Origin of the sequence: Rhizobium cerradonense (assembly GCF_030182455.1) — a bacterium.
GTDB lineage: Bacteria > Pseudomonadota > Alphaproteobacteria > Rhizobiales > Rhizobiaceae > Rhizobium.
Genome location: NZ_JAQJCK010000046.1, coordinates 1 through 11,256 on the forward strand (window position 1 = coordinate 1; position 11,256 = coordinate 11,256).

Annotated in this window: 12 protein-coding genes and 3 pseudogenes; 12 read left to right on the forward strand and 3 right to left on the reverse strand. The window is 56.7% G+C overall.

Annotation, left to right across the window (positions count from 1 at the left end; all coding sequences use genetic code 11):
- Window positions 1-220 (reverse strand): annotated as a pseudogene (locus PH547_RS33110) (IS110 family transposase); the annotation flags it as partial.
- A gap of 108 nt (window positions 221-328) precedes the next feature.
- On the opposite strand from PH547_RS33110, the pseudogene PH547_RS33115 reads away from it, so the two are divergent.
- Window positions 329-862 (forward strand): annotated as a pseudogene (locus tag PH547_RS33115) (IS630 family transposase); the annotation flags it as partial.
- Window positions 863-1,048: 186 nt separating this feature from the next.
- Entirely contained in the window at window positions 1,049-1,261 is a 213-nt protein-coding gene (locus tag PH547_RS33120) for a hypothetical protein (RefSeq protein WP_004125950.1), read from the forward strand.
- A 429-nt stretch (window positions 1,262-1,690) separates the two neighbouring features.
- Here the strand turns inward: PH547_RS33120 and PH547_RS33125 are convergent, their stop codons facing one another.
- Window positions 1,691-2,617 (reverse strand): LysR family transcriptional regulator, encoded by a 927-nt coding sequence (locus PH547_RS33125; protein WP_004125953.1) that lies wholly within the window; start codon window positions 2,615-2,617, stop codon window positions 1,691-1,693.
- A gap of 327 nt (window positions 2,618-2,944) precedes the next feature.
- On the opposite strand from PH547_RS33125, the gene PH547_RS33130 reads away from it, so the two are divergent.
- The 10 genes and pseudogenes from PH547_RS33130 to PH547_RS33175 all read left to right on the forward strand — a co-directional run bounded on the left by PH547_RS33130 (window position 2,945) and on the right by PH547_RS33175 (window position 10,983).
- A complete protein-coding gene (locus tag PH547_RS33130) occupies window positions 2,945-3,535 on the forward strand; it encodes a NodA family N-acyltransferase (protein ID WP_004125955.1) in 591 nt (196 codons plus the stop codon).
- Window positions 3,532-4,191 (forward strand): chitooligosaccharide deacetylase NodB, encoded by a 660-nt coding sequence (nodB, locus tag PH547_RS33135; RefSeq protein ID WP_004125963.1) that lies wholly within the window; start codon window positions 3,532-3,534, stop codon window positions 4,189-4,191. Before PH547_RS33130 ends, nodB begins: the two co-directional genes overlap by 4 nt.
- Before the next feature lie 11 nt (window positions 4,192-4,202).
- Complete coding sequence (gene nodC / locus PH547_RS33140) at window positions 4,203-5,561, forward strand: chitooligosaccharide synthase NodC (RefSeq protein WP_004125966.1); 1,359 nt, start codon at window positions 4,203-4,205, stop codon at window positions 5,559-5,561.
- Entirely contained in the window at window positions 5,479-6,195 is a 717-nt protein-coding gene (gene nodS / locus PH547_RS33145) for a nodulation methyltransferase NodS (RefSeq protein ID WP_032495018.1), read from the forward strand. Before nodC ends, nodS begins: the two co-directional genes overlap by 83 nt.
- 35 nt (window positions 6,196-6,230) lie before the next feature.
- Window positions 6,231-7,958: a nodulation protein NodU gene (gene nodU / locus PH547_RS33150; RefSeq protein ID WP_004125972.1), complete on the forward strand. Its 1,728-nt coding sequence runs from the start codon at window positions 6,231-6,233 to the stop codon at window positions 7,956-7,958.
- Window positions 7,946-8,860 (forward strand): nodulation factor ABC transporter ATP-binding protein NodI, encoded by a 915-nt coding sequence (gene nodI, locus PH547_RS33155; RefSeq protein WP_004125976.1) that lies wholly within the window; start codon window positions 7,946-7,948, stop codon window positions 8,858-8,860. The genes nodU and nodI overlap by 13 nt, the downstream gene beginning before the upstream one ends.
- A 3-nt stretch (window positions 8,861-8,863) precedes the next feature.
- Window positions 8,864-9,649, forward strand: coding sequence for an ABC transporter permease (locus PH547_RS33160; RefSeq protein ID WP_004125979.1), 786 nt, complete (start codon window positions 8,864-8,866; stop codon window positions 9,647-9,649).
- 92 nt (window positions 9,650-9,741) lie between these two features.
- Window positions 9,742-9,789: pseudogene (locus tag PH547_RS33165) on the forward strand (aldo/keto reductase); the annotation flags it as partial.
- Between the two features lie 134 nt (window positions 9,790-9,923).
- Window positions 9,924-10,121, forward strand: coding sequence for an aldo/keto reductase (locus PH547_RS33170; protein WP_331384342.1), 198 nt, complete (start codon window positions 9,924-9,926; stop codon window positions 10,119-10,121).
- Between the two features lie 112 nt (window positions 10,122-10,233).
- A complete protein-coding gene (locus PH547_RS33175; RefSeq protein WP_184805589.1) occupies window positions 10,234-10,983 on the forward strand; it encodes a sulfotransferase domain-containing protein in 750 nt (249 codons plus the stop codon).
- A gap of 40 nt (window positions 10,984-11,023) precedes the next feature.
- On the opposite strand, the gene PH547_RS33180 is transcribed toward PH547_RS33175, so the two are convergent.
- Window positions 11,024-11,256: transposase (locus PH547_RS33180; protein ID WP_208865046.1), on the reverse strand; the 233-nt coding region annotated here is incomplete at its 5' end.

The window sequence follows — 11,256 nt, forward strand, 5'->3', positions numbered from 1 at the left end:
TCAACCGGATCTGGTGGCCTTGCGCCATAAACAGGCGTCCCAGATGATGCGCGCCGCAACATGCTTCCATTGCGACCACACAGGCCGGAAGCTTCGTCACATAGTCGATCAGCGTCTGCCGGCGCATTGTACGACGAACGACCACGGCACCGGCCGCATCGACGCCAACTATGCTGCAAGAGTTCTTGCCCAGATCAACACCGAGGATAGCAATAGACATTCGCTCGTTCCTTTCTCTTTCCCGATATCAGCATCCTACTCGATGCTGGGTGAAAGGGCGGGCCATTCCATAAGTTTCCCGGAAGAGATCAGCGCGATCAGCAAGACCCTCGCTCCAGGCACAGAAATAGAGCTGTGGTGGCAAGATGAAGCCCGCATCGGGCAAAAGAACAAGATGACGCGGCGATGGGCGCAACGGGGAACGCGTCCATCGGCCCCCCACGATCAGCGAACGCTATGGACCTACATATTCGGGGCGATCTGCCCGAAGAAGGGTAAGGGTGCAGGCATTGTCATGCCCTGGTGCGACACAGAGGCAATGAACGCGCACCTTCAGGAAATCAGCCGCGAGGTCGATAACGGTGCGCACGCGGTTCTGATCCTCGATCAGGCGGGTTGGCATTCATCGGCCAAGCTGATCGTGCCGGAAAACATCACCCTGCTCTTCCTGCCGCCGCGATCCCCAGAACTGAATCCTGTTGAAAATGTCTGGCAATTCCTGCGCGACAACTGGCTGTCGAACCGCGTCTTCACATCCTACGACGACATCGTCAATCATTGCTGCGCCGCTTGGAACAAGCTGGTCGACCAGCCCTGGAAGATCATGTCAATCGGAATGCGCGACTGGGCACATCGGTTCTGACCAATGCCGATTGGTATAAGATATTAACCGACCCGACGCGTTTCGAGCGTCACTGGTAGCGTCCACCAGTGTAGCGTCATCTTCGTTTCTTCCGAACCGCGATGAACTGGGTTCCGACGGAACACAGGGAAGCGCTTCAGTGCGAGTGCCACTTCCCAGGGATGCCGATCTCAGGGAGAAACCAAAATGATATTCACTCAAGCCGACCTTGATATCGCAAATCGCCATATTGCCGAAAGTGAAGAACAGGTTTCACGGCAGGAGCGAAAGGTGACTGTCCTTCGTATGCAACACTTGGATACGGAATTGGCGGAAAACATTCTGACGGTTTTTTACGAAACGCTGCTGATCCATAACGCCAGTCGCGACATGATTGCTGCTCAGCTGAGACAGAAATGATCGCAATGCCTCTCCAGTGTGGTGAAGCATCCAACGGGCATCGGCATAGTTTTCGACGACGTCGGTCTATCAATTGGCGGTTTTCGCATGGCTGGTAACGGAGTGTGGAATGCCGCACCAGAAGTGTGGCTAAGCCGTACCGGTACTTTTCGATATGCGTGTATTCCACCCCTTTTGCACCACCAAGCACATTACCGCTGACCAGAATGTTTACCTGCTGGCGGTACAAGTTCACACACATTGTTATTTTAAACTGGCGTTCTATCGACGGCATCAAAGACATTCCTGCCAATCTGCCTTGCACCGTTCGCCGACTTGCCAGATCCGTTGAAAGCCAGGTGCTTCGATGGCCTCTCTTCCCTATAAACTCTAAGCCGATCTTGCGAGTATCCGCATGAGATGGGCTCCAGCAACATTGCTGGCATCCACTCAATGCTCTGCCGACGGGAGGGCAAGGCGCGATGCTTCCTGTAATAAAATCCCGCGCATCCATAGGCTCGCCGGATCACTGTTTTGAAGCGCAGGCCATTGAACGGCCTCTGTGAATGGGGGAAGCGGCAGTGGAAGGTCCATGATCCGAAGGGGCAAAACTTCTGCGAAATGTTGCGCCAGTCGCAACGGCACGGTCGCTATGCGATTGGTATTGGACAGAACGGGCAGGATCATGCTGAAGCCCTGCACGACGACCTCGATACGTCTCTTAAAACCGTGTTCGAGCAAATACCATTCTTCGATTGATGGTCTTCGTGAATTCCCGAATTTGGCCGCGACGTGCCCCATGGACATGTATCTGTCGAATGTAAGCGGCTGTGATAGCTCTTGGTTCCTGCCACAGCCCACGCATACGAGCCTTTCCTCAAACAGTTTCGCTCGAGGATGTCCAGTTGGCATGAACACGTCCGGGAGAATGATAAAATCGACTTCGCCACGGCGCAAAAGCTCGTCGTAATCATCGGCGAGGGGCAGGAATTCGAAGCTCACGCCTGGGGCTTCCCGCGCAGCACGCTTCACGACCTTTTCCATAAACACGAGTGTGAGGAAATCGGAAAGAATGATCCTGAAACGGCGATCCGACTGAAAGGGATCAAACGGCTCCCAGGAAATGATCGAAAGCTGGATATGGAGTAAGGCTTCACGTACGGCCGAAACCAGGCCCTTCGCACGCGGCGTCAGGACAAGTTCGCGACCATTCATCGTAAACAGTTCATCCTCGAAATAGACACGCAATCGGCCCACAGCAGCGCTCATCGCAGGCTGGCTGAGATTGATGCTGCGTGCCGCGGCCGTCAGGTTACGCTCGGTCATCAATGCGTCGAGCGCGACGAGAAGATTTAAGTCCAGTCCTTTGAAGCGCATCTTTTCCTTCATTCAAGATGTGGATGGTTGCCATCCAAACAATCAATTTTACCGATTCGGCATGATGGTGCATGAGGAAAATGTCGATAACCTGACAAGTATGTCGATTAGCAGACGAGTACATCGGCGTAAGCTTACGAACGACCGACGACGGTCGGAAGTATTCAGAGAGTTGATCATCTCAGACGCGAGCGAAATAGAAAGGTTCTACTATAACGATTGTATGCCGTTGCGACCGCCTGGGGCGTATGACGTGGGTAGACGAGCAGTTGCTGCAATCACACGATGTTTCCCTCAGAACTACAGCAGGAAAAAGGAGGTCTTTGCATGCGCTCAAAGGTGCGGTGGAGACTGTGCTGGGAAAACGAGTTGGAACTCGCCGAGCATATCGAGCTCGCCGACTTCTTTCGGATGACCTATGGGCCAACCGGGCCCTTTAATGCAAAACCATTCGAGGGCAGTCGAAGCTGGGCGGGAGCAAGGCCCGAACTTCGTCTCATCGCCTATGATGCTAATGGTGTCGCGGCTCATCTGGGCTTGCTGCGCCGATTTATTAAAATTGGCGCAATTGATCAGTTGGTGGGTGAGCTCGGACTATATGGCGTACGTCCGGATCTCGAGGGATTGGGGATCGGGCATTCAGTTCACGCCATGCTTCCTGTATTGCGCGAACTCGCCGTTCCATTTGCTTTCGGCACCGTTCGGCCCGCATTGCAAAAGCATATCGAAAGGTTCGGCCGTTACGGTCCGGTAACGATCTTATCGGGGATTCGTGTGTCGTCCACTCTACCGGAGGCGCGCCTCGACAAGCCGCCCACACGCATTGACGACGCGCTTGTCATCGTCCTGCCGATTGGAAGATCCATCTCCGATTGGCCTGCCGGCACGGTAATCGATCGGAACGGGCCAGAGCTATGACGCAACTCGATTGCTTATACGAAATGCCCAATGCGTGCGATGACGCCACCGACCGGCCGAGCATCTATCTGACATTTGACGACGGACCTCATCCCTTCTGTACGCCTGAGATTCTAGACGTGCTGGCGCAACATCAGGCGCCCGCAACCTTCTTCGTTATCGGAACTTACGCAGCCGAGCGGCCGAAACTCATCCAACGAATGATCGCCGAAGGGCACAAGGTCGCCAATCACACGATGACCCATCCGGACCTGTCCAATTGCGGTCCCGGCGAAATAGAACATGAGATATCTGAGGCGAGCAGGGCTATCAAGACTGCATGCCCGCAGGCGTCGGTGCAATATATGCGCGCTCCCTACGGGAGCTGGACCCAAGACGTTCTTTCCGTGTCGGCGAGCGCAGGGCTGGCGGCCGTCCATTGGTCTGTGGACCCGCGAGACTGGTCTCGTCCTGGCGTCGATGCCATTGTCGATGCAGTGCTCGCCTCTATCCGTCCCGGGGCAATCGTTCTGTTGCACGACGGATGCCCTCCAAGCGAGGCGAAGCCGAGCGTAGATAGCAGTCTGCGCCGTCATACCATCATGGCACTCTCTCGCATCATCCCAGTCGTGCGCGACCGCGGATTTTTAATCCGCTCGCTTCCTCAACATCACTGAAAGCGATATTCATGAATCTGCTCGACGCAACCAGCACTGCCGCTATCTCGCTTTATGCGATGCTCTCGACGGCTTATAAAAGCATGCAGGTCGTTTATGCTCGGCCAATCGAGGAGCCATCGACCTCTGCAGAGCCCATCGCTTCGGCGCAATGGCCGAGCGTCGATGTCATCATACCCTCCTTCAATGAGGATCCGGGCACACTCTGGGACTGCCTGGAGTCCATCGCGCAGCAAGAATACGCTGGGGATTTGAATGTCTATGTGGTTGATGACGGTTCCAGCAATCGCGACGCCATCACGCCCGTCCACACGGCGTTTGCACGCGATCCAAGATTCACATTCATTCTGCTCAGGGAGAATGTTGGAAAGCGCAAGGCGCAGATAGCAGCGATACGCCGTTCCTCTGGGGATTTGGTCCTCAACGTCGACTCCGACACCATTCTCGCCCCAGACGTCGTCGTGAAACTTGCACTCAAGATGCAAGATCCGGCAATTGGCGCGGCTATGGGCCAGCTTGCCGCCAGCAACCGCCACGAGACCTGGTTGACCCGTTTGATCGACATGGAATACTGGCTAGCCTGTAATGAGGAGCGCGCGGCACAGGCTCGTTTCGGTGCTGTCATGTGCTGCTGTGGCCCATGCGCCATGTACCGCCGGACTGCGCTTACCATGCTACTCGACCAGTACGAAACGCAAATGTTCCGGGGAAAGCGAAGCGATTTCGGCGAAGATCGTCATCTTACGATTCTCATGTTGAAGGCCGGATTTCGAACCGAATATGTTCCAACCGCCATCGCGGCAACTGTTGTTCCAAACAAGCTGCGCCCTTATCTGCGTCAACAACTTCGCTGGGCACGCAGCACTTTCCGTGACACGTTGCTTGCAATGAACCTTCTGCCTGGTCTTGACCGTTTTCTCACGTTGGACGTCATTGGTCAGAACCTCGGACCGCTCTTGCTCGCCCTATCGGTGCTAACCGGACTAGCGCAGTTCGCGCTCACCGGGACCGTGCCCTGGTGGACATGCCTGATGATCGCATCGATGACCATGATCCGCTGCAGCGTCGCAGCGGTTCGTGCTCGCCAATTTCGATTTATCGGCTTCTCCCTGCATACCTTCATCAACATCTTTTTCCTGCTGCCCTTGAAGGCCTACGCGCTCTGTACGTTGAGCAATAGCGATTGGCTGTCGCGCGGCTCTGCTGCCAAGGCAACAGGCAAGGGTGGAAAGCTGGACGCCATCCAAGACCCGGTTGCTGCATCAAGCCCGAGAGAATCGCAAGAAAATGAAGCTCCGCTTCGCCGGCACAATCTTGCGAGAGATGCTACCAGATCGATGGCATATGACGGCATTTGCACCGACCAGTAATGATCGCTCTATCAAGGTAGACGGCTTGAAAACGCACGACAATTATCAACTTTTAAATCGCGAACTGGCTGCAGATGATCCGTGGCGCCTCGACGGAAATCCGTTCGAACGCAAGCGTCACGCGCAAATGCTCCTGCTGTCGCTTGCCCAGGGGCCCATCGCAAATGCACTCGAAGTCGGGTGTGCGGCCGGCGCCTTCACGGAAAAACTGGCGCCCCATTGCCAGCGCCTCACCGTTATCGATGTCGTGCCAGAAGCGATTGATCGAACACGCCGGCGCATGAACAAGCCGGCACATATCAGCTGGGTTGTCTCAGACGTACAACAGTTTTCCTCTGAAGAGCTTTTCGATCTGATCGTGGTTGCAGAAGTTCTTTATTACCTCGGAGACATTGCCGAGATGCGAATGGCAGGTGGGAACCTGCTTCGCATGCTTGCGCCGGGCGGGCATCTGGTCTTCGGCTCGGCTCGCGATGCGAACTGCCAGCGCTGGGGTCATGTTACCGGCGCTGAGACGGTCATTGCCATTCTCACCGAAATGTTGGTCGAGGTAGAGCGTCTTGAGTTACAGGGGGACTCGGACAACGAAGACTGCTTGCTCGTCCGTTTCCGCAATCCGGTTTCCTCTTCCTAATCAATTGAAGTTTCGAGCTTAGACATGGAGACACTATGCGCATCTGTGGTATAAAGCTGACCCATGACGGGGCGATCGCCCTTATCGAGGACGGACGGCTAGTCTTCTGCATTGAGCAGGAGAAGCAAGACAACAATCGCCGATACCAAACCATCGACAATCTCGACGCAATTGTCACCGCGTTGGCGGAACACGGTCTTAATCCAAGCGACGTCGATCAGTTCGTCATCGACGGATGGGATGGTGAGATCGAGTCGCGTTTCCAGGTCCTCAGCGGCGCGGCTCCCGTCACTCTCACGGGGGCGCCCTACGTTGAACGCCACCCCGACGGTCTTCTCGATTCGCTCGACGGCTCCGGCCTTATTCTCGACGACCGGGTTCTTTCTTATAAGAGCTATCCGCATGTTACCGGCCATGTGGCCTCCGCATACTGCACCAGTCCATTCGCCAAGGCTGGTGAAGCCGCGTTCTGCCTGGTATGGGGTGGCTGCATCTTCCCGCGCCTCTATCACGTCGATGGCCACGGAGCGCGGTTCCTTGAGTCCTTATTCCCGATGATAGGGCAAGCTTACGCTGCCGCGGGCCATTACTTCGGGCCATATAAGCAGCCAAGCCGCGCGGGCTGGGACCTCGGTGTCGCCGGCAAGCTGATGGCCTATATCGCGCTTAGCTCGATTGATGAAGACATCGTCGCGGTGTTCGAAGAGCTCTACGAGGAGCACTTTTCAGGCGATGCCGAGCGAGCCTGTCGCTATCGCGCAAACATCAACGACGCTGAATCTTCCCTTATAGCCGTACATGACTTCTTCGATGCCAGCGTGGTCCGATTGGAGGATAAGGCGCCCGAAAACGTGCTTGCATCATTCCATTCTTTCCTGGAGCTTCTCTTAGTCCGTGAAATGGCGCTTGCCATGCAGCGCCACTCACTGCCAGGGCCGCGTAATTTATGCATAGCCGGCGGCTGTGGTCTCAACATCAAATGGAACAGTGCACTGCGCGAGACGGGCCTGTTCGATGCCGTCTGGGTTCCGCCATTTCCGAACGACAGTGGTTCTGCAATCGGTGCCGCCTGCAGCGCCATGGCGGCGCATGAAGGCTTTGTGCCGCTGGAGTGGTCGGTCTACAGCGGCCCGGCTTTGAAAAACGGCGATGCGCCGCCCGGATGGGAGGCTGCCCCGTGCAGCATATTAGAACTCGCCACGATCCTCGCCAGCAATAAGCCCGTTGTCTTTCTTGCCGGGCGCGCCGAGCTCGGACCCCGGGCGCTCGGAGGCAGAAGCATTCTCGCAGCCGCGACGTCGCCGCAAATGAAAGACTATCTCAACGAAGTCAAATTTCGCGAACACTTCCGGCCGGTGGCGCCAATATGCCTGGAGGACCTCGCGCCGGATATATTCAGTCCCGGAACGCCCGATCCCTACATGCTGTTCGACCACCAGACGCGCCCGGAGTGGAAGGACAAGATTCCCGCTGTCGTCCATCTCGACGGATCTGCACGTTTGCAAACCATTTCCAGGAGCTCTGAACACGCAGTTACCGAACTCCTCATCGAGTATGAAAAACTCACAGGCATTCCGCTGCTTTGCAACACGAGTGCCAACCTCCATGGACGGGGCTTCTTCCCGGATGCTGCCGCAGCCTGCGAATGGGGACGCATCGACCATGTATGGTGCAACGGCGTGCTCTTCACCAAGGAGCGGGTCGCCGAATTGGCGCCAGTTGGCGTCGCAGACAACATGAAGATGAGCACATGTCCACGGTAGCAATCGAACTTGCCGGTGTCACGAAGTCTTACGGCGAAAGGACCGTCGTCGACGGGCTGTCGTTTTCCGTTGGAGCGGGAGAATGCTTTGGCCTGCTCGGGCCGAACGGCGCGGGAAAAAGCACAATCGCGCGAATGGTTCTCGGCATGACTCTTCCTGATTCCGGCAAGATCAGCGTGCTCGGTGTACCCGTGCCGGCGCGCGCCCGCTTGGCACGCAGGCGCATCGGCGTCGTCCCTCAGTTCGACAACCTCGACGCCGAATTCACTGTGCGCGAAAATCTTGTGGTGTTCGGACGCTATTTCGGCATGAGCACACGCGAGGTCGAAAAGGTTATCCCGTCACTGCTCGAGTTCGCGCGCCTTGAGAGCAAGGCGCATGCACGCGTTTCCGAGCTGTCCGGCGGCATGAAGCGGCGCCTGACACTGGCGCGTGCGCTGATCAACGACCCGCAGCTGCTTGTCATGGATGAGCCGACGACGGGCCTTGATCCGCATGCGCGCCACTTGATCTGGGAGCGCCTGCGGGCACTTCTGGCGCGCGGCAAGACAATTATCTTGACCACCCACTTCATGGAAGAAGCTGAGCGTTTGTGCGATCGCCTGTGCGTCATCGAGAAGGGACGCATCATCGCCGAGGGCCGCCCGCATGCGCTTGTCGACGAGCAGATCGGCTGCCAGGTGATCGAAATATACGGCGGCAATCCGCATGAACTGCATTCAGCGATCCGGCCATATGCGCAACGGTTCGAGGTGAGCGGCGAGACGCTCTTTTGTTACGCGTCCGATCCGGAGCCGGTCTTGGCGCAACTGCGCGGGCGAACGGGCCTGCGTCTTTTGCAGCGGCCACCGAATCTGGAGGATGTTTTTTTGCGGTTGACCGGGCGCGAGATGGAGAAATGAATGATGGGTGAAGGTTATGCGACAACGCTGCCGGCTAACGCTTGGAACTGGATTGCGGTTTGGCGCCGCAACTATCTGGCATGGAAGAAGGTTGCGCTTGCGTCGATACTCGGGAATCTCGCCGATCCCATGATCTACCTGTTCGGTCTCGGTTACGGCCTCGGCATAATGGTCGGTCGCGTGGACGGGGCTCCATATATCGCGTTTCTGACGGGCGGCATGGTTGCGGCAAGTTCCATGACATCTGCAACCTTCGAAACGATTTATGCGGCTTTCGCTCGCATGCAATCTCACCGCTGGGAAGCAATCCTATACACACAACTGACGCTCGGCGATGTCATTCTCGGCGAATTGGCATGGGCGGCCACCAAGGCGTTTCTGGCCGGGACGGGAATTTTGATCGTCGCCACTATGCTCGGCTATGCGGCGTGGACGTCGATCCCCTGCGTGCTGCCGGTTATTGCGCTAACAGGGTTTGCATTCGCGAGCGTGGCCATGGTCGTCGTGGCACTCGCACCCAGTTACGACTATTTCATTTTCTACCAGACGCTCGTCCTCACGCCGATGTTGTTCCTCTGCGGCGCGGTCTTTCCGGTCGCGCAACTGCCGGGCGGATTTCAGGAAATGGCGCAGTTGCTGCCGCTCGCACATGCGATCGACCTCATTCGTCCAGCAATGCTCGGCCGGCCGGCGGAAAGCGTCGGCCTGCATGTCGGTGCGCTCTGCCTTTACGCGGCATTGCCGTTCTTCCTTTCGGCAACGCTTCTGCGGCGCCGTCTGATGCCCTGAAGCCGTGACCGCTTACGAAACGGAGTGATGAAATGCAGTATCGCGGACTCGGCCGCAGCGGCCTGAAAGTAAGCGCGTTCGGCTTGGGTACGATGGGCTGGGGAGAGCAGAACACGGAAGCCGAGGCACGCGCGCAACTCGGGGCGGCTCTCGATGTAGGCGTAAACTTTGTCGACACGGCGGAGATGTATCCTGTACCACCGCGCGTCGGGACGACGGTCTCTCGGCGCGCTATATCGACAGTTGGCTGCGCAAAACCGGCCGCAGGCAGGATGTGGTGCTTTCGACCAAAGCGGTCGGTCCCGTCCGGCCAGCCAAAGCAAACCTGCCCTATATCCTGGACGGCCGCGTCAGCTACACGCGCGCAAACCTTTTCGAAGCAGTCGATGCCAGCCTTCAAAGGCTGCAGACGGATCATACCGATCTGTTTCAGCTGCACTGGCCAGACCGCAGTACGAACGTCTTTCAATAGCCTGGCGTAAAGAACCAGCCGGAGAGCCCTTACGCTCGTCGGCGCAACGGCGAAGTTCTTGTGCGGGCGCCATCCCCACCTTTGTGATCAATAACAGTTGGAAACATGCGCAATGATCCATTCCCTACCGTCGCCGGAGCCATTTGTAATCCTTGCGATGCCGCGAACTGGGACGCACTATCTCGAAGCGTTGCTGAACGATCATCCAAATATCTTGAGCAACGGTGAGTTGCTCAACAGCTATGATGAAAATTGGCCCGATAAGGATCGCCTGAGGCACAGCGATCGCGAGCTTCTCGAGCTCGCCTACATGCGCTATCCACCAGCCAAGAAGAAGGTGACGCATGTCGGCTGTAAAATTAACGAGCCTCAATTTTATGAGCGTCCAGGCTTTTTCGACGAATTGGCTCGCTGGCAAGGCCTCAAAGTCATTTTGCTTACTCGCAATACATTGGAATCCCTACGATCGCTGGTGCAGGCAAGGCAAACGGGTCAGTGGCTGAAATTCAGCCCGGACCGTAATGAGCCCCCAAGTGTCTCGCTGTCAGTGAACGAATGCGAAGCCTATTTCAAAGCTGCCGACGATTTCCATGCGCGGGTCAAGGATGCGTTTGATCCGAGCAAACTGCTGATGATCGAATACCAGGATCTTCTTCTTAAACCGAGCGCATGCCTGGCAGCCGTTTTGGCCTTCCTGGGAGCTCCCGCGCATCGGTTTTCCAATCGCGCCACCATTCAACGGCAGGAAACACGCTCGCTCGCTCGCTCGCTGCGGAATTTTGTAGAGCTACGGCGGCACTTTGCAGGCGGCCCCTACGCGAAGTTCTTCGAGCTTGAGATCATGTCCCAGGACGTGGTGTAGCTTAGACGACCACGGCTCATCCCAGAGGGTCGGATGAGTATCAGCTTGCTGCTGGCAGGCTGATGAGCGGATCATCGCTCATTGTGGCGATTGTCTCAAGTGTCATGTAGCGGGATCGCTGGACGGCCCATTCATCGTTCTGTTCGAGCAGCAGCGCACCGACCAGGCGCACGATGGCGTCGTCGTTGGGGAAAATGCCGACGACCTCTGTGCGCCGCTTGATCTCACCGTTCAATCGCTCAATGGGGTTGGTCGAGTGAAGTTTGGCCCAAT